This is a genomic window from [Pantoea] beijingensis (assembly GCF_022647505.1).
GTDB classification, from domain to species: Bacteria; Pseudomonadota; Gammaproteobacteria; order Enterobacterales; family Enterobacteriaceae; genus Erwinia; species Erwinia beijingensis.
This window is the reverse complement of record NZ_CP071409.1, coordinates 1736172-1761116: the sequence shown is the minus strand read 5'-3', so window position 1 is coordinate 1761116 and position 24945 is coordinate 1736172. Positions and strand designations below refer to the sequence as shown.

Annotated in this window: 19 protein-coding genes and 1 tRNA gene; 6 read left to right on the top strand and 14 right to left on the bottom strand. The window is 50.1% G+C overall.

The window, feature by feature from the left end:
* Nucleotides 1–22: 22 nt before the first annotated feature.
* The 7 genes from cheA to otsB all read right to left on the bottom strand — a co-directional run bounded on the left by cheA (nucleotide 23) and on the right by otsB (nucleotide 8244).
* Nucleotides 23–2020 (bottom strand): chemotaxis protein CheA, encoded by a 1998-nt coding sequence (cheA, locus tag J1C60_RS07890; protein WP_128174891.1) that lies wholly within the window; start codon nucleotides 2018–2020, stop codon nucleotides 23–25.
* 4 nt (nucleotides 2021–2024) lie between these two features.
* Entirely contained in the window at nucleotides 2025–3056 is a 1032-nt protein-coding gene (motB, locus tag J1C60_RS07885) for a flagellar motor protein MotB (protein WP_128174893.1), read from the bottom strand.
* On the bottom strand, nucleotides 3053–3940 hold the full coding sequence (gene motA, locus J1C60_RS07880; RefSeq protein ID WP_128174895.1) for a flagellar motor stator protein MotA: 888 nt from the start codon (nucleotides 3938–3940) through the stop codon (nucleotides 3053–3055). The genes motB and motA overlap by 4 nt, the downstream gene beginning before the upstream one ends.
* 133 nt (nucleotides 3941–4073) lie before the next feature.
* A complete protein-coding gene (flhC, locus tag J1C60_RS07875) occupies nucleotides 4074–4652 on the bottom strand; it encodes a flagellar transcriptional regulator FlhC (protein WP_128174897.1) in 579 nt (192 codons plus the stop codon).
* On the bottom strand, nucleotides 4652–5005 hold the full coding sequence (gene flhD / locus J1C60_RS07870; protein ID WP_128174899.1) for a flagellar transcriptional regulator FlhD: 354 nt from the start codon (nucleotides 5003–5005) through the stop codon (nucleotides 4652–4654). Before flhD ends, flhC begins: the two co-directional genes overlap by 1 nt.
* A 1018-nt stretch (nucleotides 5006–6023) precedes the next feature.
* Entirely contained in the window at nucleotides 6024–7463 is a 1440-nt protein-coding gene (gene otsA / locus J1C60_RS07865; protein WP_128174900.1) for an alpha,alpha-trehalose-phosphate synthase, read from the bottom strand.
* A complete protein-coding gene (otsB, locus tag J1C60_RS07860; protein WP_128174902.1) occupies nucleotides 7438–8244 on the bottom strand; it encodes a trehalose-phosphatase in 807 nt (268 codons plus the stop codon). The genes otsA and otsB overlap by 26 nt, the downstream gene beginning before the upstream one ends.
* 562 nt (nucleotides 8245–8806) lie before the next feature.
* Here otsB and umuD point away from each other — a divergent pair.
* The 5 genes from umuD (at nucleotide 8807) to J1C60_RS07835 (ending at nucleotide 12704) form a co-directional block, all read left to right on the top strand.
* The gene (gene umuD, locus J1C60_RS07855; protein ID WP_182611406.1) at nucleotides 8807–9226 is read left to right on the top strand and encodes a translesion error-prone DNA polymerase V autoproteolytic subunit; all 420 of its coding nucleotides are present in this window, start codon (nucleotides 8807–8809) and stop codon (nucleotides 9224–9226) included.
* 73 nt (nucleotides 9227–9299) lie between these two features.
* The gene (gene yghU / locus J1C60_RS07850; RefSeq protein ID WP_128174906.1) at nucleotides 9300–10166 is read left to right on the top strand and encodes a glutathione-dependent disulfide-bond oxidoreductase; all 867 of its coding nucleotides are present in this window, start codon (nucleotides 9300–9302) and stop codon (nucleotides 10164–10166) included.
* A 190-nt stretch (nucleotides 10167–10356) separates the two neighbouring features.
* Complete coding sequence (gene umuC, locus J1C60_RS07845; protein ID WP_128174908.1) at nucleotides 10357–11625, top strand: translesion error-prone DNA polymerase V subunit UmuC; 1269 nt, start codon at nucleotides 10357–10359, stop codon at nucleotides 11623–11625.
* Nucleotides 11626–11853: 228 nt separating this feature from the next.
* A complete protein-coding gene (gene msrA / locus J1C60_RS07840; protein ID WP_128174910.1) occupies nucleotides 11854–12396 on the top strand; it encodes a peptide-methionine (S)-S-oxide reductase MsrA in 543 nt (180 codons plus the stop codon).
* A 218-nt stretch (nucleotides 12397–12614) separates the two neighbouring features.
* Nucleotides 12615–12704: transfer RNA gene (locus J1C60_RS07835), tRNA-Ser, on the top strand.
* A gap of 154 nt (nucleotides 12705–12858) precedes the next feature.
* Here J1C60_RS07835 and phoH read toward each other — a convergent pair.
* The 6 genes from phoH to putP form a co-directional block, all read right to left on the bottom strand.
* Entirely contained in the window at nucleotides 12859–13647 is a 789-nt protein-coding gene (phoH, locus tag J1C60_RS07830; protein WP_128174912.1) for a phosphate starvation-inducible protein PhoH, read from the bottom strand.
* 86 nt (nucleotides 13648–13733) lie between these two features.
* Nucleotides 13734–13928, bottom strand: a complete 195-nt coding sequence (locus J1C60_RS07825; RefSeq protein ID WP_128174914.1) for a hypothetical protein — start codon at nucleotides 13926–13928, stop codon at nucleotides 13734–13736.
* 420 nt (nucleotides 13929–14348) lie between these two features.
* The gene (gene efeB, locus J1C60_RS07820; RefSeq protein ID WP_128174915.1) at nucleotides 14349–15632 is read right to left on the bottom strand and encodes an iron uptake transporter deferrochelatase/peroxidase subunit; all 1284 of its coding nucleotides are present in this window, start codon (nucleotides 15630–15632) and stop codon (nucleotides 14349–14351) included.
* A 6-nt stretch (nucleotides 15633–15638) separates the two neighbouring features.
* Nucleotides 15639–16766 carry an iron uptake system protein EfeO gene (gene efeO, locus J1C60_RS07815; RefSeq protein WP_128174917.1) on the bottom strand — a complete coding sequence of 376 codons (1128 nt, stop codon included), beginning with the start codon at nucleotides 16764–16766 and terminating at the stop codon, nucleotides 15639–15641.
* 56 nt (nucleotides 16767–16822) lie between these two features.
* Complete coding sequence (gene efeU / locus J1C60_RS07810; RefSeq protein ID WP_128174918.1) at nucleotides 16823–17656, bottom strand: iron uptake transporter permease EfeU; 834 nt, start codon at nucleotides 17654–17656, stop codon at nucleotides 16823–16825.
* Nucleotides 17657–17837: 181 nt separating this feature from the next.
* Nucleotides 17838–19322 (bottom strand): sodium/proline symporter PutP, encoded by a 1485-nt coding sequence (putP, locus tag J1C60_RS07805; protein ID WP_128174920.1) that lies wholly within the window; start codon nucleotides 19320–19322, stop codon nucleotides 17838–17840.
* Between the two features lie 478 nt (nucleotides 19323–19800).
* Between putP and putA the strand changes: the two genes are divergently transcribed.
* Entirely contained in the window at nucleotides 19801–23742 is a 3942-nt protein-coding gene (gene putA / locus J1C60_RS07800) for a trifunctional transcriptional regulator/proline dehydrogenase/L-glutamate gamma-semialdehyde dehydrogenase (RefSeq protein ID WP_128174922.1), read from the top strand.
* Between the two features lie 74 nt (nucleotides 23743–23816).
* Here putA and J1C60_RS07795 read toward each other — a convergent pair whose 3' ends face one another.
* Entirely contained in the window at nucleotides 23817–24890 is a 1074-nt protein-coding gene (locus J1C60_RS07795) for an acyltransferase family protein (protein WP_128174924.1), read from the bottom strand.
* Nucleotides 24891–24945: the final 55 nt, after the last annotated feature.

The window sequence follows — 24945 nt, the reverse complement described above, 5'->3', positions numbered from 1 at the left end:
CCTTACTCCTACTCGATTATGCTCAGGCAGCGGCGCCAGCCACACGCTTTTCACGGTTAATGGATTGCAATGCAGAGACATCAACGATCAGCGCAACACTGCCATCACCGAGGATGGTCGCGGCGGAGATACCCGGCACTTTGCGATAATTGCTTTCCAGGTTTTTGACCACAACCTGATGTTGGCCAATCAATTGATCCACCAGCAACGCATAGCGTTTCCCCGCACTTTGCAGTATTACGGCAATGCCTTGCGTTGCTTCGGTTTTTGCCTCTTCGACGTCAAAAACGGTCCACAGCGCCACCAGCGGCAGATATTCACCACGCACTTCAAGCACGCGTTCGCCCCCCGCCAGCGGGTGCAGATCCTCCGCCCGAGGCTGCAGCGATTCCATCACGGCATTAAGTGGCAGAATAAAGACCTCCTCTCCGACGCGAACAGACATGCCATCAAGGATGGCCAGCGTCAACGGCAGTAAAATACGGATGGTGGTGCCTTTACCCTGTTTTGATGCGATTTCAACATGGCCGCCCATCTCCTGAATGTTGCGCTTAACCACATCCATGCCAACACCTCGCCCGGACACATCCGTCACCTGCTCCGCCGTCGAGAAGCCCGGTGCAAAAATGAGCATCCCGACCTCTTCATCACTCATTGATTCACTGACAGGCAGGCCAGAAGAGAGCGCCTTTGCCAGAATACGTTCGCGATTCAGGCCCGCGCCATCATCCGTGACCTCAATACAAATATTGCCGCCCTGGTGTTCGGCTGAAAGCGTCAGGTTGCCGGTGGCCAACTTACCCGCGTTAAGCCGTTGTTCCGGCGTTTCAATACCGTGGTCGAGGCTATTGCGCACCAAATGCGTCAGGGGATCGATGATGCGCTCGATTAAACTTTTATCCAGTTCAGTTGAGCTACCCATTAACGTGAGCTCAACGTCCTTGCCCAGTTTACCGGCTAAGTCGCGTACCAGACGCGGGAAACGGCTAAAAACATATTCCATCGGCATCATCCTGATCGACATAACCGACTCTTGCAGGTCACGGGCATTACGCGCCAACTGCCCCATGCTGTTGAGCAGATCGCCATGATTAACCGGGTCAAGCGCGTCGGAACGCTGGGCTAACATCGACTGGGTAATCACCAATTCACCCACCAGGTTGATTAGCTGGTCAACTTTTTCCACTGCGACGCGAATGCTGCTCGACTCGCCGCTGCGGGCAGCGGCCGCTTTTTTTACCTGTCTGACTGGCGCGATATCGCTCACGCTGGCTAATGCCGGTCTGATTTGCTCTACAGGCGTTTCATTAGCGGGCAGAACGATATCGTTTTCGGCGGAGGGACGAGGCGCAGAGAATAGAATCTGTGACGATTCGATCACGAAGCACAGTACCGCCACGATGTCCTCTTTATCAACCGCAGAATCGAGCGTCGCCTCAAGCGAGTTTTCTCCCTTGATCACATCACGTACCGTGCCAAGGTTGCCGAGTTCCTCCAGCATCAATGCCACTTCATTTGGCTTGAGGTCCACCAGCGTCAAACGTAGCCCGCTCCCGACCGCAGCATGTGGTAATTCAGAGGCCGCAGGGATAACGGGCAAGGGAACGGACGATTCAACGGCAACAGCTTTGCTTTCCAGGGCCAGCTCACGCAATGCCTGGCAGATGTATGCAAAGCTCTCAGCATTGGGTTCCAGGGCCGCTTTGTAGGCATCTAACTGTTCCTGCATGATGTCTTTAGTTTCCAAAAAAAGGTTGATGATATCGGTGCTGAGCGGCATCTCATCCCGGCGCGCATCGTCAAGAATGTTCTCCAGAATATGCGTCGTTTCCTGCAATATCCGGAAACCAAATGTGCCCGCGCCACCTTTGATGGAGTGTGCCGCCCGGAAAATGGCGTTAAGCTGCTCCGCATCCGGCATCTGCGGGTCCAGGACCAGTAGATGTTGCTCCATATCGGCCAACAGTTCGTCGGCCTCATCGAAAAACGTCTGATAAAAATCGCTGAGATCCATGCTCATGGTGTTACCTCGGCTGTGTGTTACGCTCAGGCTGGGGACGATTAACCGGCGCGGTCGGCGTAAGACTGCCTGACGGCGTCGGACTTGTCGTCGCGGCCTGTAAAGGTTGAGGGGTTATTGGGGAGGTCGTATCCGCAGGTTGGTCCGGCACGCTAATCTGCTTAAAACTGGCGGCATCATTAATTTGCATCGCGTCACTTTCCGCATTCTCTTTTTCAATCGCAGCTTCGGTATCGTGATTTAATACCAACAGGCTGATACGACGATTTACCGCATCATCGCCGCCACGATTTTTCAATTTCATGGTGTCGGCCATGCCGACGACGCGGAGCACTTTACTGCTCGCCAGTCCACCCGCAACTAACTCCCGACGCGAGGCGTTAGCACGATCGGCAGAGAGTTCCCAGTTGCTATAACCCCGACCACCGTTGGCGTACTGAAAATCATCCGTATGCCCCGCAAGACTGATGCGGTTTGGTATATCATTGAGGACAGGCGCGATTGCTCGCAAAATATCACGCATGTACGGCTCGACGTCGGCACTGCCGATTTTAAACATCGGGCGGTTTTGGCTATCGATAATCTGAATACGTAGCCCCTCCTCCACCATATTGATGATCAGATGCGGACGCAGGGCTTTCAGGCGCGGGTCGGATTCAATCAATTGATCAAGCTTTTCACGCAGGCGATTCAGCCGAATATCATCCAGTTTGCGTTTTTGCACATCCATATCGATAACTTTTTTCACTTCACCCTGCGCCCGCGTTGTGTCATCCCCACCTCCGGGAATCGGACTTTCGCTTTCTGCACTGCGCTCGCCGCCGGTTAGCGCGACATTGAGTGGCGTACGAAAATACTCAGCAATCTGCACCAGCTCCTTTGGGCTGGCGATTGAGATCAGCCACATCACGAGGAAAAAGGCCATCATAGCCGTCATAAAATCGGCATAGGCGATTTTCCATGAACCATGTGCCAGCGCATTTTTTTTAATTTTCCGGCGCTTTATCAAAACGATAGGGGCATTACTGTGTTTCATGCGTCTTGTTCCGACGTCTGTTTTGCCGGTGATTTTGTGCTGCGTACGTGTTCTTCCAACTCAATAAAAGAGGGACGTTCCGTTGAGTACAACGTTTTACGCCCAAACTCGACGGCAATTTGTGGTGCATAGCCGTTCAGGCTGGAGAGCAGCGTCACTTTAATGCACTGCATCATCTTCGTCGTTTCCGCACATTTCTGCCGTATAACCGACGCCAGCGGAGAGATAAAGCCATATGCCAACAAAATACCCAGAAAGGTTCCAACCATGGCGTGTGCAATCAAAGCGCCCAGTTCAACCGCTGGACGGTCCGCCGAAGCCAGCGCGTGCACGACACCCATCACTGCCGCGACAATCCCAAACGCCGGTAGCGAATCACCTGCGGTTGCCAGGCTCTGTGCCGGGACATCGCACTCGTGCTCATAGGTTTCAATCTCTTCGTCCATTAGCGCTTCAATCTCAAACGCATTCATATTGCCGCTCACCATCAATCGCAAATAATCGGTGATGAAATCCACCAGCCGTTTATCGGCAAGAATCCGTGGATAATGAGCAAAAATTTCACTTTCATGAGGTGCTTCAATGTCATGTTCAAGCGACAACATTCCCTGTTGGCGTAATTTCGCCATCAGCCGATATAGCAACGCCATTAAATCCATATACACGACTTTGTTATATTTTGAGCCACGCATTAATAGGGGTAAGGCTTTTAGCGTAGCCTTAATTGATTTTCCATTATTACCCACAATAAATGCGCCAATACCTGCACCGCCGATAATCAATAACTCAGCGGGCTGATATAATGCGCCGAGATGCCCTCCCACTAACATGTAGCCGCCCAGCACCGAGCCCATCACGACGATATATCCCAAGATGATCAGCACAATAAATCCTTACGTCTGTAACGTGTTGATGGACGTTAATCCAGAGAGCTGAAGGTACTGGCGTGAAATACAGGCAAAAAAAAAGCAGCGGTTAAATAACCGCTGCTGGATGCATTCCACGTTGCGAACAAACTTAAACCACGTGTTTAACCTGTTCATCCAGCAGTTGTGGAGTACTATCGGCAGGTGCAGCAGAAAGTTTACGTCTTTTTACCGCCCGCGATGGCGGCTGGCACAGGCTACAGATGAAACTGCCCACTGGCTGGTGCGCGTGTGTAATAAAACTGCCGCTGCAGCATTTGCAGTTGGATAGTTCCAGCATGCCGCTCTCGACAAAACGCACCAATGTCCAGGCACGCGTCAACGCCAGCAGCGGTACATCATCGGCTTGAGGACATTGCTCCAGATAAAGTCGGTAGGCTTTGATGACCGCGTCAACGCCATCACAAAGGCCACTTTTTAGCAGAAACTGCCATGCATTACAGAACATTGATGCATGTATATTCTGCTCCCAGGTCATAAACCAGTCCGTTGAAAACGGCAACATCCCTTTCGGCGGAGGGCTACCGCGTAGTTCTTTATACAGTTTGATCAGGCGACCGCGACTCAGTTGAGTTTCGCTTTCTAACATTTGCAGGCGCGCGCCAAGAGAAATTAATTCCATTGCCAGCTGTATATCTCGCGCTTCCTGAACAATGCTTTTTTCGCTCATCAGCCGGCTCTCTTTTTCGGCATATCTGCTACTTTTGCGGAAGCATCACGCAGTAGTCGACTGGATAACAGAATACCGGTATGAATTTGCTGCAAATCATCAACGCGAGAATCCTGCGTCAGACGCTTAATCGTTTGGCGATCGCTGAAACGGAATTGACAAACCAGTTGGTTTGTTTCGGCTAATTTCACCATTTCAGGCAATGTTAATTGCGATAATGCATCAGCCATGGATTCATCAAGACCAAGGCGAAACATTGCTGAGGCTTTTTCCTGGGAAATTAAACGCTGTGCGAGCAATAAATATGACAGATTTAAGTCGTAAATATGTTTTAGTAATTCTGGTGTACCCATTATTTTTTCCATCCTGACTGACACTACTTTTAACGTCCGTGGAATAAAACCCACGACCTTGGTTGCTGCTGGGCAAATCTAAAGATGGCAAAAACTCGTGGCAGTAGCCAAACGTTACTGAAGATGTCGCATTTCCGAACGGAGGAACGGTCCAGTAAGTCGTCATAACTCATTTTGCCTTTTTACAAATCCTGAGTTGTAACAATCTTCCCTGACGTTCGCTTACATTTTTTAAGAATATTCCGAAAGCAGCGCAACTCTATCCGCTCTTATTAACACATACAACGAGAACGCGCCGTAATTTTAGATAAAGTGTGATGCAAATCACACTTTGCACCTAAATTACATCATTAACACATCAGCAACTCTGTTGTATAGATTATTTATTAATCAAAAAAGCCATCTTTTGCTCAAAGTGATTGTTCAAAAACCGGTCTCTTCACACCGATATCGTCTTAATCGCATTTTTTAGATTAAAATTATGACAAATTCAAAATTTTAAGAGTTATATTTTAATTATTTAACAAAAGTGAAAATTAAATGCCATTCTTATTATGGAAGTCGGCCTTTTGTGTCAGCTAAAGAGGAGAGATTTCTGTGGCAAATTAATGACAGCGAAAAGACACGACGATCGGCTTGCACCGCTTTTCAGCAACCTTTTTTTAACAGAAAAAAACGTCCCCGGCAGCAGGCAGAATAACGATAACGGAACGTTATATTAGCCAAATGAATGTATGATCCTATCATTCGTCCATTTCCTCGCCGTTTTTTAGCCCCCGCATTTTCTGTAGTCTATTCATTCTCATCTGAACGCTCTGTTAACCAACGGCATGATGCTTTCGCTGCGCTTTAACGGATATGGTGAGTAAGACCTGTGGCTTAACGCGGAAGAAAAACAATTGGCGAAGACGTATCACGAGTTAATGCCCGGAATCCCGGACATTAACCCGTGGCAGGAATAGCATCTGATAGAGCCTAACGCGGGGAAATCGATGCGTTAGCCGTTACACTTCAGATATCAGGCTAGTTTTGGAAAGGTGGCAACCTTATGGCTTACCGCGTCCTCTTCTTGCCGTGGATTGATGGCATAGAGATCCTTCAGGAAAGACTCCCGCCAGTGGGTAATGTCATTTTTACGCAGAACGGCCATCATGTCGTTGTAACGTGAAATACGCTCAGTCCGCGGCATCGTTAATGCCTGATCAAGCGCTGCCGCAACTTCATCGCGATCGTAAGGATTAACAATTAATGCCGAGGTCAGTTCGTTTGCCGCACCGGCGAAGCGTGATAGCACCAGCACTCCAGGATCGTCCGGGTCCTGTGCAGCAACATACTCTTTTGCAACCAGGTTCATCCCATCCCGTAGCGGAGTCACCAATCCCACATCGGTCAGGCGAAAAATTTTCATCAATAGCCGGCGATCAAAATGCTGGTTAAGGTAGTACAGCGGCGTCCAACCAAGCGTACCGTATTTACCGTTGATACGCCCCGCTTCCGTTTCCAGTTGGTGACGAATATCCTGGTATGCCTGGACTTCGCCTCGCGAGGTTGGCGCAATTTGCGAATAGCGGATATTACCGCGATGCTGCGGAAAATTTTCCAACAGGGCCTCGTAGGCCAGGAAGCGTTCCGGTAGCCCTTTCGAATAATCCAACCGCTCACAGGCAATAATATTTTTGGCATCGCCCAGTTCACGTTTCATCGCTGCCATTTTCGCAGGTAATGGCCCTTCCGCCATTTCCTTGATACTGTCCGGCTCAATACCGATGGGATAAACGTCTGTGGAGAAATTATGACCAAACGCGCGATGTTGTTTAGTTCCGGTGTTTTGCACCTGGGTCAATAACGATAAGCTTTCCAGAAATGCCACACGATCGCTCTCGGTTTGGAAACCTAATAAATCGTACTCGCACAGCATTTCCAATAGCTCTTCATGGGGAGGCAACGCATTGAAGATTTCGGGGGTAGGAAAAGGAATATGCAGAAAGAACCCCATGCGATTATTCATCCCCCTTTTGCGGCAGGCAGCGGCAAATGGCAACAGGTGATAATCATGGATCCACAGTATGTCATCAGACTCTACCAGCGGCTGCAGACGCGTAGCCAATGATTCATTGACCCGACAATAACCTTCCCATGCCTCACGCTGGTACTGCACCAAATCAAGGCGATAATGGAATGCAGGCCATACTACCGTATTGGAAAACTGGCTGTAGTAAAGGTCATAATCATTTTGACTCAGGCTAAAGGAAGAATAGGTGATTCCTTCATGTTGCTGGGTATCCAGCTTTTCAGGATCATCTTCTTCCGTGATGGTACTAATTTCACCATTCCAGCCAAACCATAGCCCACCGGTAGACTTTAACGCATCTAAAATTCCTACGGCCAACCCCCCTGCTCCGGTCTTCGACCCATCGGGTATCGCGATACGGTTAGATACGACCACTAAGCGACTCATAACCTTTACTCCTTACCGACGTTGTCTTGTCTTGATCTAATTGTAATATTAACTGCTCCAGCCATGCGTAAACATCATTCACCCCTTTCAGGCGGTAACGTGCATGGCTTGGGCCATCCCCCACTTTTACCGAAATGCCCTGCATGGCATTCACTACAAGGAATCCTGCCTCATCGGTTAAATCATCCCCAATAAAAACCGGTATCCGTCCGGTAAAAGGTGCTTCACGCATGAAGGCCTTAATCGCAGCACCCTTATCAATACCCTGTGGCTTCAGCTCCACCACACATTTACCCGGCTGCAGCGCCAGCTCCGGGAAACGCTCAACCATTGACTGCGCCAGTTGTAAAACCTGCGCTTCATATTGCATTGCCTGACGATAGTGCAGCGCAAAGGCCATACCCTTTATTTCCACCTGCGTCCCGGGCCAGCCCGCGATACTGTCAGCGAGAATATCACCCAACTCTTTTGTCACTGCCGCAGGCAATGCGGTGCAATGCAGTTCGCCTTTAACATCTCGGCGTTCAGCGCCGTGCACACCCGCAAGCGGTACATGCAGCGGTGATATCAGGACGTCCAGCTCTTTCACAGGACGTCCTGATACCAACGCCAGCGCACCTTGGCTCAGGGTAGATAAGGATTGCAGCATTTGACGGACATTTTCAGGGATCGAGACCTCATCAGGGCGTGGTTTAATCGCTGCTAAGGTGCCATCAACATCGAAGAAGAAGGCATAAAGACCGCCACTTAACGACGGTAAAACAGCAGATTCGTTGGTCACACTCTTCCTCCGGTCAGGATATTTTGAGCAAGCGTACAAATACCACTTGCCAGCACATGAGGAGATTTCTGATGTCCGACGTGAGGTTACCGAGGCCAGTGACAGGAAGCGTGGAACGTTTACCACGCGGGTGACTGAAAGGAATACGACAAATTGACTATTTTAGGATGTTTTCTCCTCACCCAACCTTCACTCATCGTCCGGCGTCATGCCAGATCCTGTCTTCTCATGGCGCTCTCGGGCCAAACTGCGAACAACATCACAATTAAGTATAGGCACTGTTTCGGCTTCCGCCAGTTGTGCTACAGCGTTAATTTCTATGAGGAGGGCGATTGCGACCCGATTCACTCGTCAGACACGGGATAAAATCGCCACGTTGAAAGCACCGGTTCTACCCGGTAATAGTGGCCTTTGCTGCCCCCCCCTCGGCACTTCTGCTGTCACCATGGACGTTAAATACTCTGGCAGAACAATGCCATGATGGTTTAAGGAAAGATAAAACTTGATCGTTGTCAGAAATTGATAATACTGTATATAAATACAGTTATATTGAGCCTGAATGATGATACTTTTATATCCCGCAGAACATCCAATATCCCGGGAGTTACCGCTGTATTCGGACCCGGTCGCCTGCGGATTCCCCTCCCCAGCTGCCGACTACGTCGAGCGTCGCCTTGATCTGAACGCACATCTGATCAAACATCCCAGTGCGACCTATTTCATCCGGGTCGCGGGTGATTCCATGCAGGATGCAAATATCAGCGACGGCGATCTGCTGATTGTCGATAGCGCCCTGAAACCGGAACATGGCCGTATTGTCGTCGCCGCTATTGATGGCGAATTTACGGTAAAGAAACTGCAGCTACGGCCTAACGTTCAGCTGTTGCCCATGAACCCGCGCTTTTCACCCATCGTGCTACGCAATGAAGAAGAACTGGAAATTTTCGGCGTCGTCACCTTCATTATCTATGCAGCCGCTTAGTTTTTTAAGCGATGTGGCGATCGATACAGGGCATTCTGGCCCCCTTTACTCAGCGAAAAGGCAAGTAATTATCATGACGGATAAAGAATATACGCCCCCTAAAGTCTGGACGTGGGACCCCGAAGGCAACGGCATCTGGTCCAAAATCAATCGTCCGATTGCCGGACCGACCCATGATGCCACCCTGCCTGTAGGTAAACATCCTCTGCAGCTTTATTCCATGGGTACGCCGAACGGCCAAAAAGTGACGATCCTACTTGAGGAGTTACTGGCGCTTGGCATCAGCGATGCGGAATATGATGCACATCTGATTCGCATCGGCGAAGGAGAACAGTTCTCTTCCGGGTTCGTAGACGTTAATCCTAACTCTAAGATCCCGGCGCTGTTAGACCGCTCAACCTCACCGGCAATTCGGGTATTTGAGTCCGGTGCTATCCTGCTTTACCTTGCAGAAAAATTTGGCCACTTTTTACCTAAAGACCTGGCGGGCCGAACTGAAGTCGTAAACTGGCTTTTCTGGCTGCAGGGCGCGGCACCTTATCTCGGTGGCGGTTTTGGTCATTTTTACCACTATGCGCCCGTGAAGCTCGAATATGCCATTGACCGCTTTACAATGGAAGCAAAGCGCCATCTCGATCTACTAAACCGCCAGCTTGCCAACCATCGTTACATTGCCGGTGATGAATACTCGATTGCCGATATCGCAATTTGGCCCTGGTACGGCAATTTAGCAAAGGGGCAGCAGTATGGTGCAGGTGAGTTTCTGGACGTCCTGAGTTATCCCCATTTGCAGCGCTGGACGCAAGAGATTGACCAGCGCCCCGCCGTGCAGCGTGGCCGTATCGTTAATCGCACGTGGGGTGAGCCATCAGAGCAACTTCATGAACGTCATGATGCCGCCGATTTTGAGCTACGCACTCAAGATAAACTCGGTTCCTGATGATACCCGAGGAGCCAGATCATCGCGGTTCTGGCTCCGTATCCGGCTGGGCGTAACCTTTTGCTCTGCCCTTCGTAGGTGAAAATGGAAGCCGCCCCGGAAATTTCCGTAAGAGAATGTTAAGCACTGCGGAAGCAAAATGACAAATAAAATAGCTTATAACGCCACCTTTGACGGCTGATAAATAACCATGTTCGCACTCGTTGACGTTAATTCATTCTATACCTCATGTGAGACGATATTCCGCCCCGATTTACGCGGCCGCCCCGTGGTGGTGCTGTCCAATAACGATGGATGTATTATTTCTCTCAGCCGCGAAGCCAGGCAACTTTCTCTGAACATGGGCGCTCCCTATTTCAAATTACGCGAGGAGTTACAACGTCACAATGTCGTGGTCTTCTCATCCAATTATGCGCTATATGCCGATATGTCTAACCGCGTGATGGAAACACTGGAACGTCTGGCGCCGCGTATTGATGTCTATTCTATTGATGAAGCCTTTCTCGATTTGACCGGTGTCGAGCACTGTATGCCACTGGCACAGTTTGGTCACGATGTGCGGGATACACTGCTACGGGAAACCCATCTAACGGTCGGCGTTGGTATCGCACCCACTAAAACGCTGGCGAAACTGGCAAATTATGCGGCTAAAAAATGGACTAAAACAGGCGGCGTACTTGATCTCTCCTCCACGGTACGCCAGCAAAAATTGATGGCCTTGTTGGCGGTTGATCATGTCTGGGGTATCGGGCAACGACTAAGTAAGAAACTTAATCAGATGGGAATTAAGACAGCTCTGCAACTTGCCAACACGCCAACCGCTTTAATACGTAAGCACTTTGGTGTTGTCGTGGAGCGTACGGTACGTGAACTGCGTGGGGAATCCTGCCTGATGTTTGAAGAAGTGATCCCCGGAAAGCAACATATCCTCTGTTCACGATCGTTTAGTTCCCGTATCACCGATTATGCGCAAATGCGGGAGGCAATCTGCAGTTATGCTGTGCGGGCGGCAGAAAAATTACGGCATGAGCGCCAGTACTGCCGTGAGGTGGGTGCCTTCATTCGTACCAGCCCCCATGATGATAATCACCCCTATTATGCTAACTCAGCCAGCAGCAGACTGCTGACACCCACGCAGGACAGCCGCGATATTATTAATCGCGCAGTGTACTGCCTGGATGCCATCTGGCGACCGGAACAACGTTATATGAAGGGCGGCGTAATGCTGGGTGACTTCTTCAGCCAGGGCATTGCGCAGTTTGATTTGTTCGATCCACAGCCTCCCCGCCGCAATAGTGAGCAACTCATGTCTCTGCTGGATAAGCATAATCAGCAAGGTCGGGGGACGCTGTGGTTTGCCGGACAGGGTATTCAGCAACAATGGCAGATGAAACGCGACTTTCTCTCCCCGGCCTACACGACACAACTCAATGAGCTTCCCGTGGCAAAAATCAAATAGTACCGCTGCGCCATCGCCATAACACCCAACGGATTTAGAACAACGGCCACTCAGATCTATAACGAAATCGCCTTTGCACGGGTAGCCATGTCCTCGCGCCGGCTTCCTGTAACGAAGAGGCAAGCACACAGTAATACGCCACGCGCAATAACAATGTGATAACGTATTTATCTGTTCGGTTATCCGGCCACCATCTGGGTAATCGTCGTACATTCAGGAGTTTTTACCATGGCTAAAGAATACGCAATCATCGCAGGCGGTTGTTTCTGGTGCACCGAAGCGGTGTTTAAAGATGTGATCGGTGTAGAAACCGTCGAAAGTGGCTACACCGGGGGAACCACCGCCAACCCAACCTATGAAGAAGTCTGCACCGGAACCACCGGTCATGCAGAAGCGATCCGTATCGGTTTCGATCCCGAGCAACTGAGCTACGGCGACTTACTGGATATTAGTTTTGCAACCCACGATCCCACACAGCTCAATCGCCAGGGTAATGATATGGGTACTCAATATCGCTCAGCGATTTTCCCGGTTACGCCAGAGCAACGCGCGGAGGCTGAAGCTGCGATTCAGCGTGCCCAGCAGGATAATCAACAGCCAGTGGTGACCACCATTGAGCCATTGACGGCGTGGTATCCGGCTGAGGGTTATCACCAGGATTACTGGGAGGGTCGTGGCCAACAGAACGGTTATTGCCTGGCGGTTATCCCGCCCAAATTACAAAAGCTGCGTAAGAGTTATGCTAACCGCGTGAAATCATTAAACTCTTGATCTGCGGGCGGCGGCAAGCCTGTGAGTCCCCGGAAGCCTACTCCAGTCAGTGACCGGGGCGAACAGGCGCAGCCAACAATCCTGTTGTGTGAAGTATGACAGGGGTCGTGTGGTTACGCCTTAACCAGATATAACAAAAGGAAAAATTCTACTTGACCGTTTCTCCGCTACTCCCTATAGTAGCGCCCCGTTATCCCTTGCGGGATGGCGATATAAACGGTGAGGTGTCTGAGTGGCTGAAGGAGCACGCCTGGAAAGTGTGTATACGCGAAAGTGTATCGAGGGTTCGAACCCCTCTCTCACCGCCAAATTTAAAGAGAAAGCCTGAATTAATGTTCAGGCTTTTTTTTATGCATAAAAAAGCCCGAACTTGCGTCCGGGCTTGGGGCTACATATTAACTCACTACTTTACTCGTCACGCAGCAGACGCCGCGTTTTAACTACGTTTGATTCCGCAAAGGTTTACGTATATGCATTCAATGCACGCTGACAAAGCATTGAGCGTACACAATCCTCTTTACCAAAACGCACGATACTGACCAGTTCATCTTCCTGGAAACGCGCCAAAGCATCGCTCAGGCCGGACTGTACATGAGACGGTAAATCACACTGGGTAATATCACCATTCACGATTACCGTCACATTCTCTCCAAGACGAGTCAAAAACATCTTCATCTGCGCTGCGGTAACATTCTGCGCCTCATCCAGAATCACCACCGCATTTTCAAATGTGCGGCCACGCATGTATGCGAATGGCGCAATTTCAACTTTACCAATTTCAGGCCGTAAACAATATTGCATAAAGGAAGAGCCAAGACGTTTAACCAGAACGTCATACACAGGTCGGAAATAAGGTGCAAATTTCTCGGAAATATCACCAGGCAAAAAACCCAGATCCTCATCCGCCTGCAGCACCGGACGTGTGACAATAATTCTGTCTACATCTTTATGTATCAGAGCCTCAGCGGCTTTCGCTGCACTGATCCAGGTTTTACCGCAACCCGCTTCACCGGTAGCGAAAATCAGTTGTTTCGTTTCTATGGCATTGAGATAGTGCGCCTGAGCTTCATTTCTGGCTTCAATTGGCGAATTGTCACGGGTATCACGTGCCATACCGATTGAATCCAGCCCACCCATCTGCACCAGCGAGGTGACCGATTCTTCTTCACGCTGACGATGACTGCGTGAATCGCCACGAAGCACACGTTTGGCTTCACGACGCGCTTTGATCACTGCTTTCTGTCTTCCCATAGTGGCACCTTACAGTTGGTTTCATTTCCCGCATCTAATAGGTTGTGATGCGATTACGTGAACGCTTTAGAGGTCGTGGCTTCCTTTTAAGCCTTGTATAGCCGTTGATAAAAGTCCGCAAAAAGGCCGAAGCGAGTCTGCGCACCAGAAAATAATGCATGTTTTAATTGAAATGAAAGAAATAAGAAGAGAAGGAAAACGATTGAGGAGAAAATATCCTCGCGAGAAAAAGCGATGGTAAACACTTTATCAGACTCATGTCCCATAGAGGACTTATCCATTCGCGATCTCCATATATACCCATGATACCTGAAGTTGCGTCGGTGTTAGCCATATTGGCTTATCAAATGACGGATGGAATACGGACTTGCGTCATTCCCCTCCCGATAATCACAACATCCATTATTCTGAATGGCGTTATGTTTAAAATCATCTGACTACCGTTACTGATTAAAATGCAACAGTTCCCGCCCAATTTGCAACATTAATTTTACGTCATTTTTGAAAAAAATAAGCTCAGGGATAAAAGTCTATTTTTAATCGAATAAAAAAAACATTAAAAATCAAAACGTTTATTCAAACTCACGTTATCTAAGGCAATCAGATAATTCGTATCAAAGCGTGACAAACGAAAGAGCGCCAGAAATAGATTAAAAAATAGCCAGTCATTCAACGATGAACGAATGGCTAAGGATAACCTCTCAGGCTTCGAGTAACGTCTGCCCCAGAAAATGTTTATCGTCGGGTACGCCGGGTAAAACAAAAAAATAACCGCCGCCGATAGGCTTTATATATTCTTCCAGCGCCTCACCGTTTAAGCGCTGCTGAACGGACAAAAAACCTTTTTCTAAATCATGCTGATAGCAGACGAATAACAGCCCCATATCAAGCTGCCCCGCCTGAGAGACGCCCAACGAATAACTGTATCCCCGCCGCAGCATCAAACTGTTTTGCGTCGCCAGCGTGCGTGGATTGGCCAGACGAATATGCGCATCGAGTGGAATGGTCACACCGTCCGGATCCTGTAAATAGTCCGGAACATCATGCTCATATTTCATGCCAAGCGGCGCTCCGCTGTGCTTTTCCCGACCAAAAATAGTCTGCTGCTCACGTAGCGGGGTGCGGTCCCAAAATTCTACATGAAACTGAATAATACGTGTCGCCTGGTAACTTCCGTGCGTAGCCCAGCCCGGTTCCCCCTGCTCCGCACTCACCCACAGAATGTTATTCATCAGCGGCTGGTCAGCCGTATTGGGATTCGCGGTTCCATCCTTAAAACCCAGCAGGTTAATCGGCGTCTCCTTTCCTTTACTGCGGGCAGCATGATCGGAAATAAATCCTTCACGTCGCCAGCGTACGCTCAGCAGATCGGGCGAATGCTTAATAATATCCCTTAGCGCATGGATGACCGTATCGTTAGTATTGGCACAAATCTGCAGCAGTACATCACCGTGACACAGGCGGGTATCCAGCGCGTCGTTAGGGAAACGCTTCATGGTTTCCAGTTTTAGCGGTTTATGAGCTTGCAGGCCGAAGCGCCCGTCAAAAAGAGAGGCGCCAACCGAGACGGTGATGGTGAGATTATCAGGATAGATGTTATCGCCGAGAATACCGGAGTCCATCGGTGGCAATTGTGGATTACTCACCTGGGGAGCTTTTCCTCCGGTCGTGAGGAAAGCGATACGATCGGTCAGCAACCGGAATAGCCGCTCAAGATCGTTTTTATCCGCAGCCAATACATCAAAAGATACCAACATCATTGACGCCTGTTGCGGCGTCACAATACCCGCTTGATGCACACCATAAAAAGGCTGTTGCTCCATCCGTGCATTCGGCGACAACGCACCCGGTGAAAACGACTTATCTTCAGGGGTAGCAGCGGCGACCGGACAGCCGCCGCCCACTGCCAGGGCACCACTCAGAATGCCCATCCCTTTGAGTAAACGACGACGCGACGGTAACGTCGCGTCCAATTCTTTATCCATGACGAATTAGTCCAGACCTAAGGTTCCACGAAGCAAAGCAAGATCTTCAGCCAACGCCGTAACAGGGCCCTTCATTGCATTGCGATCGGCTGTTGTAAGCTTATCGTAAGACTCAAATCCCGTTTGCGTGCGGTATTTGGCAAGAACCGCATCCACTTTTTTGAAGTTACCATCCACTTTTGTTAATAATTGAGGATTCGCTTTCTCAAGCAACGGACGCAGCAGGTTCACAATTTTTTGGGCACCATCAATATTTGCCTGGAAGTCCCACAGATCGGTACGGCTATAACGATCTTCCTCACCCGAGATTTTGCTGGACGCGACTTCTTCAATCAAACCTGCCGCACCACCCACAACTTTGCCCGGAGGAAATGCCAACTCATTGATACGCACCTGCAACTCTTGCGTGTCTTTGTATAAACGGTCGGCATACTCTTCCGTTCCCTTGGTGGTGTTATCGCCAAATAGCACCTTCTCCAAACGGTGGAATCCGGTAAAGTTCGGATCTTCGGCCTTCTTCTCGTAATCATCTTCGCGGGCATCAATACTGCCATCCAGATCGGAGAACAATTCCGCGATCGGTTCTATGCGCTCATAATGCTGACGTGTTGGAGCAAATAATGCTTTGGCTTTCTCTATATCACCCGCTTTTATCGCATCAGTGAAGGCTTTGGTCCCAGTGACCAGTTGATCGACCTCTTTGGTCACGTAAACTTTATATTCGGCAATGGGTCCTACCAGCTGCAGCACGTCGGATTTACCATCATTTGCTTTTTCACCCGTTGCACTGACGATTAGTTTACCTTTGGGATTGCTCAACAGCCCACACGTCATATCATATTCGCCGGCTTCAAGGTTTGCCGTCATTTTTTGAGTGAATCCTGGCGCAATATTTTCGCGTTCTTCTACAACCATCACGCCTTTCAGGATCTCCCACTCCACCCCTTTCATACTGTTATTTTTGATAATGAACTGGGTTTTACCGGCGTTGACAGTCAGTGTCATCGGATCGCACTGTTTATCATTGACGCTGATATTAACCTGGGGTACATCGGCAGCCATGGCGGCCCCTGACGCCGAAGACAGCGTCAACAGTGCAAGGCAGAGCGCCTTACGGCGGAAACGAATAGTCATAGTAATTCCCTGTCAAAGTCACGAATATGCGCGGCGTAAGGCGCGCTGTCAGTAGCTTAGCGCGCGGTTCGCGCGGCTGAGGCCGTCGGGCGTGCTGGCAAAATGAAAAGCAGCAGCGCCGGAATCAAATAGATAAAGTACACCGCGACTTCACTCACGGTTGGCGCTTCCTGGTAGCCCAAAATACCTTCCAGTAACGTGCCAAAAACGGTATGCGTTGAGAGAGATTGGCTGAAATCGAATGCCGTATTCTGAAATTGATTCCACAACCCGGCTTCGTGAAATGCACGGATGGCGCTGGCTGCAAGACCTGCCGCCACAAACAAAATAAACAAGCTGGTCCATTTGAAAAACTTCGCCAGGTTTAAGCGTACGCCTCCCCAATAAAGCAGCATCCCCAAAACAACCGCTGTAGCCAGCCCTAACATCGCACCTAACGGGGGCCCCATGCCAACATCCTGCTGAAAAGCGGCCAGCAAGAAGAAGACGGATTCAAGGCCTTCGCGCGCGACAGCCAGAAACACCATAAACACCAGCGCCCAGCCATTGTGATTTCCCTTTTGCAGAGCATGGTCCACGGCATCTTCTAACTGGGCTTTGACATTACGTGCAGCTTTGCGCATCCAGAACACCATCCAGGTAAGAATGCAGACTGCAATAACCGCCACCAACCCCTCAAAAAGTTCCTGTTCTTTCTGCGGAAATTCACCGGTGGTTTCATTGATAAACACACCGAACGCTAAACACAGTGCGGCAGCAATGAATACGCCGCCCCACATTGCACCAAACCAGCGAGAACGTTGGGTTCGTTTGAGATAGCTGGCAATCAGGCTGACAATCAGTGCTGCCTCTAATCCTTCACGCAGCATAATGAGAAAAGGGACAAACATGCCTGGCACCTCAAAAGTGAAACTCGGTCAAAAGAAGTAAAGAAGGGTAAATCAGAACGATATTGATTATCATTAACGAGGTGGGAAATACAAGAGGTGACTTGGCAATTTTCGTAATTTGCTGGCTACATAATGAAAAAGAGCCCGCTACAGGCGGGCTCTTCAGACTTAACATCAGGAGTTAATCAGCATTAAATTCCGCTTCAGCGGCGGCAAAACGTTGTTGCGCCTCAGCTGAAGGCGCACGCCCCAGCAAACTGACGACCACAATCGCCACGCTGGAAAAAATAAAACCAGGGATGATTTCATAAAGCTCCAGCCAGCCATATTGTTTCCATAGCAAGACTGTGGCAGCGCCCACCACCATGCCGACCAGCGCCCCATTGCGGGTCATACGCGACCAACACACGGAAAACAGAACGACCGGGCCAAACGCCGCACCAAAACCGGCCCAAGCATAGCTCACCAGCCCCAGCACGCGGTTGTTAGGATCGGAAGCCAGCACGATAGCAATGACAGCCACCAGCAGCACCATCATACGTCCGACCCAAACCAGTTCGTATTGGCTGGCATTTTTACGCAGGAAGTTTTTGTACAGATCTTCAGTCAATGCGCTAGAGCACACCAGCAACTGGCAGCTCAGTGTCGACATTACAGCCGCCAGAATGGCCGAGAGCAAAATTCCGGCAATCCATGGATTAAACAGAATTCGTGCCAGTTCTATGAAAATACGTTCGCCATTTTCAGAGACGCCCCCAGCCTGCTCAGGATGGTTCTGGAAATAGGCGATACCAAAGAAACCAACCGCCACGGCACCGGCAAGACACAGAATCATCCATGTCATACCAATGCGTCGTGCGGTGCGGATAGAACGGTGGGAATCGGCAGCCATAAAGCGGGCCAGGATATGGGGTTGCCCGAAATAACCCAGCCCCCATCCCAGCAAAGAGATAACCGCAACAAAATCCAGCCCTTTCAGCATATTCAGGTTTTCAATGCTTTTTGCCTCAATAACTTTTAACGCATCGCTCATGCCGCCTACGGCCACTATCACAATGACTGGCGTCAGAATTAGCGCAAAAATCATCAGGCTGGCCTGTACCGTGTCTGTCCAGCTAACGGCAAGGAATCCGCCGACAAAGGTATAGACAATAGTGGCAGCTGCACCGGCCCATAATGCGGTGGTGTAACTCATACCAAACGTACTTTCAAACAGGCGAGCTCCGGCCACAATACCGGATGCACAGTAGATGGTAAAAAAGACCAGGATAACGATGGCAGAGATAATGCGCAGGAGCTTACTGTTATCTTCAAAACGGCTGGAGAAGAAGTCTGGTAAGGTCAATGCGTTATTGTGGTGTTCAGTCTGAACGCGAAGGCGACCGGCCACAATCTTCCAGTTAAGCCAGGCCCCAATCGTCAGACCAATCGCGATCCAACTCTCCGAAATTCCGGAAAGGAATATCGCACCAGGCAACCCCATTAGTAGCCAACCGCTCATATCGGACGCCCCCGCAGAAAGCGCGGTCACCACGCTACCCAGGCTACGCCCACCCAAAATATAATCGTCAAAATTCCGGGTAGATCGGTAGGCAATAAAACCAATCAGCACCATGCCAAATATATAAACAATAAAGGTCACCATCATCGGTGTACTTACTGTCATCCCATTTCTCCATTTATTATCGGTTTATACAGAGGAAGCGAAGGGATTTGTTTAGCCACCTGAATGTGACATCAGCACCCCTTCAATCCTGAAGCGCGTTATCCTGCCGGAAATAAAACAGGCACGCCAACGATTTAACACATCAATAACGGCTTATTCACGCACCATTACATTAAAAATACCAGGAGGTTGCACTGGCTCACAAACTTCCGAGTTGCACCTTCATAAAAGTACTATTTCCTGGAAATACCGGTCCTTAAATCGTTTTAGATTTTGTTCTAACGGAATTTAAAAAAGGAATAATCGTAAGTTTGCCTGATTTCTCACATTGTTAACGGTGTCACATTTAACATGGTTGCACAAAGTTGCAACATAAGTGATATTGCTGCGCAGATGTGCGTGCAACCCCACACATGGTCAATAATTGGGCAAAGCGCAATCAACACCGCTAATGTTTAAATTGAGAGGGACTAAAGCCATGGCAACAACCACAATGGGCGTCAAGCTGGATGAGGCGACACGTGACCGAATTAAGCTGGCAGCGCAAAAAATTGATCGTACCTCTCACTGGTTGATTAAACAGGCGATATTTAATTACTTAGAGCAGTTGGAAGCCGGTGATGCGCTGCCGGAGGGGGCTATTCAGACCGTTAACGATGTCGATGAAACGCTCCCGGAAGACCCCCACCAACCTTTTCTCGATTTTGCTGAACAAATACTACCGCAGTCTGTTACGCGTGCAGCTATTACCTCCGCATGGCGGCGACCGGAGCCCGAAGCCGTACCGATGCTGCTGGAGCAGGCTCGTCTGCCCGGGGCCATGGCGGTGAAAACGCAACAGTTGGCCTACACCCTGGCAGAAAAACTACGCAACCAGAAAAGCGCAGGGGGGCGAGCCGGTATGGTGCAAAGTCTGCTACAGGAGTTTTCACTCTCATCGCAGGAAGGCATTGCGCTGATGTGCCTGGCTGAAGCGCTGTTACGCATTCCGGATAAACCGACGCGTGATGCGTTGATCCGCGACAAAATCAGTACGGGGAACTGGCAATCGCATCTGGGCCGCAGCCCATCAATGTTTGTCAATGCGGCCACCTGGGGCCTGCTGTTTACTGGGCGCCTGGTCGCTACCCACAATGAAGCCAGCCTGTCACACTCGCTAAACCGCATTATTGGTAAAAGTGGCGAACCGCTTATTCGAAAAGGTGTGGATATGGCGATGCGACTGATGGGTGAGCAGTTTGTAACCGGTGAAACAATAGCGGAAGCACTTGCCAACGCGCGGAAACTGGAAGAGAAAGGCTTCAGTTACTCCTACGATATGCTTGGCGAAGCCGCTCTGACGGCCGCTGATGCCAAAGCCTATTTGATCTCCTACCAGCAGGCCATTCATGCGATCGGCAAAGCCTCCAATGGCCGCGGTATTTACGAAGGTCCCGGTATTTCCATCAAATTATCAGCATTACACCCGCGTTACAGTCGAGCACAATACGATCGCGTGATGGACGAGCTCTACCCTATTCTTAAATCCCTGACGATGCAGGCACGCGCCTACGATATTGGAATTAATATCGATGCTGAAGAGGCCGACAGGCTGGAACTCTCTCTCGATTTACTGGAAAAACTGTGCTTTGAACCCGCACTGGAAGGCTGGAACGGGATCGGCTTCGTTATCCAGGCATACCAGAAGCGCTGTCCTTTCGTTATCGATTCTCTAATCGACCTGGCGCAGCGCAGTCGCCGTCGTCTGATGATCCGTCTGGTAAAAGGCGCCTACTGGGATAGTGAAATCAAGCGTGCCCAGATAGAAGGACTTGAAGGGTATCCGGTCTATACCCGAAAGGTCTATACCGATATCTCCTATCTGGCCTGCGCCCGTAAGCTCCTGTCGGTTCCTAATTTGATTTATCCACAATTTGCGACCCACAACGCGCATACGCTTGCGGCCATCTACCAGTTGGCAGGTAATAATTATTATCCAGGGCAGTACGAATTCCAGTGCCTGCACGGAATGGGGGAACCGCTTTACGAGCAGGTTGTAGGCAAAGTCGCTGACGGCAAACTGAATCGTCCGTGCCGCATCTATGCCCCCGTAGGCACTCATGAAACCCTGCTGGCCTATCTGGTACGCCGCCTGCTGGAAAACGGTGCTAATACCTCTTTTGTGAATCGTATTGCCGATACTGCCGTGCCCATTGATGAACTCATCACCGATCCAGTCAGCACGGTAGAAAGTCTCGCCGCCAGCGAAGGTTCCGTCGGCCTACCCCATCCCAGGATCCCACTACCACGCGATCTCTATGGCAGTAAACGCCAGAACTCTACCGGGCTGGACCTGGCAAATGAACACCGTTTGGCATCGCTTTCCAGCGCATTACTGAACAGTGCAGCTCAGCCCTGGCTGACACAACCGATTATTGATGGCGCACTGGCTCCCGGAGAAACGAAACCGGTCCTCAATCCTTCCGACCCTACCGACACCGTCGGTCAGGTGCGTGAGGCCTCCGAACAAGAAGTTTCTCTGGCGCTTGATGCCGCAGTCAACGCAGGCTCTATCTGGTTTGCTACCCCTCCACAGGAACGCGCCGCAATTCTCGAACGCGCCGCGATGCTGATGGACAGCCAAATGCAACATCTGATTGGTATTCTGGTACGTGAAGCGGGGAAAACGTTTAGCAACGCTATTTCTGAAGTACGTGAGGCGGTAGATTTTCTGCACTATTACGCTGGTCAGGTACGTGATGATTTTGATAATGAAACTCACCGCCCACTTGGCCCAGTGGTTTGCATCAGTCCATGGAACTTCCCGCTGGCTATTTTTACCGGACAAATAGCCGCGGCGCTGGCTGCCGGCAATAGTGTACTGGCGAAACCTGCCGAACAAACACCGTTAATCGCCGCTCAAGCCATTCATATTTTACTGGATGCCGGCGTACCGGTTGGTGTGATCCAGCTCCTTCCCGGACGCGGCGAAACCGTTGGCGCACAGCTCACACAGGACCCGCGAGTCCGTGGCGTCATGTTTACTGGTTCAACGGCCGTCGCCACACAGTTACAGCGTCAACTAGCCGGACGACTCGATCAAAACGGCCGCCCTACTCCGCTGATTGCTGAAACCGGCGGCATGAATGCCATGATTGTCGACTCGTCTGCACTCACTGAACAAGTCGTGATGGATATCGTTGCGTCTGCGTTTGACAGCGCAGGTCAGCGCTGCTCAGCGCTGCGTCTGTTGTGCATTCAGGAAGATGTTGCCGATCATACGCTACAGATGCTGCGCGGTGCGATGGCTGAGTGCAGGATGGGGAACCCCGAGCGGCTTTCAACCGACATTGGTCCGGTCATTGATACCGAAGCGAAGGATAAGATAAATAGCCATATCCAGGCAATGCAGACAAAAGGTCTGACGGTCTACCAGGCTGCGCAGGATAATCGTCAGGACAGTAGAGAGTGGAGCCACGGCACCTTTGTCATGCCAACACTGATTGAGCTTAATGCCATAGGCGATTTGGACAAAGAAGTCTTCGGCCCGGTTTTGCACGTAGTTCGTTTTACACGTAATACTTTGCCTGCACTGGTTGAGCAGATTAATGCATCCGGATATGGCCTCACGATGGGCGTACATACCCGTATTGATGAAACCATTACCCAAGTCGTGAATAGCGCAAAAGTCGGTAACCTCTACGTCAACCGTAATATTGTTGGCGCGGTGGTTGGCGTACAACCTTTTGGCGGTGAAGGCTTATCTGGCACCGGGCCGAAGGCTGGTGGTCCACTTTATCTTTATCGACTGCTTTCCCATCGTCCTGCAGACGCCTTAAGCGTCACGCTAAACCGCCAGGATGGTCCGGTCGATGCGGGGATGCGCCCGGCGCTGCTGGATGCCCACAAGGCTCTGAGTGAGTGGGCAAAGGAAAACCACAAACTGGCAGAAATCTGCCACCGTTACGGCGAGCTGGCACAGACAGGGACCCTTCGCCTACTGCCCGGCCCTACCGGTGAACGCAACACTTTCGCCCTGCTCCCGCGTGAACGCGTGTTGTGCCTGGCAGATAACGAAACCGATATATTGATCCAGTTGGCAGCCGTAACCAGTGCGGGTAGCCGGGCCTTATGGCAAGATGACGAGCTCCACCGTTCATTGTTTAGCGCATTGCCCGGTGCCGTTCAGGGACGTATTGATTTTTCACGAGAGGTGCTGGCTCGCCATGAGATGTTCGATGCTGTGATTTATCATGGTGATGCCGATCAGTTACGCGAAGTCTGCGTCAACGTCGCCGAGCGTGACGGCCCAATCGTCTCGGTCCAGGGCTTCGCCCGTGGTGAAACCAATTTGCTACTCGAACGCCTGTTGCTTGAACGCTCCCTTAGCGTGAATACCGCAGCAGCAGGAGGGAATGCCAGTCTGATGACTATTGGATAAGACATTACTCGATCAGGCGAAACCAGTCCTGGTTTCGCCCTGTTTTAGAGAGTCAATACCGGCACCCAACTCCGCTACGCATCAGTTTTGATGCGTAATAACTTAGGATAAATAAACAGCGATTTCCCGATGCCGCGATTAAGTAATGTCCAGACAACCATGGAACAGGAGGAGCAAAGAACCACCATTGCAACAGGATAGCCAATCGCCCATATCAGAGAAAACAGCGGGTAGTTAAACAGCTGGTGATTCAGTGAAAAAAGAATGGCTGTCATACCAAAAAACTCAATAAAAATGCGGTGTAGCACATAAATTTGCAGCGTGTTTTTCCCCATCCAGTTCAGCGCCTTCATATCGAAATAGTGATTTAATTTGCGCGTGACCGCGATGCAGAACAGGATCGCTAATGTGCAAAGAAAAAGGCTTCTTCCCAATCCAACCCAAATATGCAATACAGATAGCGCAATCAGCACCAGACAAGGAAGGATATTGCCACGCTGCCATTCACTTAGACGAATCAGCGATGCACTGTAAAATGCGCCGAGCAGGAAGAAAATAAAATACTGCGACAGACTTTCAGGCCCCCAGCCGGGTATAAATTTAGTCAGCGCGGCATAATTAAGCAGTATCGCCACCAGCATCAATGGCAACCGCTGCTGGCGAAATAGCTTGGCAAACAAAAAGAATAACCCCAGGGCATAGAGGTACCAGGAGCTACTCATTGCCAGCAACATCAACGAAATAAACTCTTGCGGGGATTGAGCATACGACGAGTTAATATTAGATGAAATTCGCTGTCCGGTAATTTCGGTCGAGATGCCATAAATGGATAACCACTGAATCACTCCCCACAAGATGTAGAGATAAAACAGATTCGTCACCCTGCCGGTAAAGACATTCTTCCACGGTTTATTGGCGATGGCATTGGCCGCGAGCAAGCCAGAAACAAAGAAAAATGCTGGCATGCGCAGAGGAGATAACACGTAATTAAACTGCACCCAAAGATGGGCCGGAAACAATCCTGCGTTTAGATATTGTAGCGTATCTGCATACCCAGGTAATACGACATGATAGAGAACAACCAATAAAATACAGGCGCCTTTTAGCGTATTGATCCAGTGGATCTCTTCGCGCGGTTGATGGTTCATAGGGTGACTCCGGCTGTGTGATAGCAAAAGTGCATCAGCATGCACAAAAAAAATA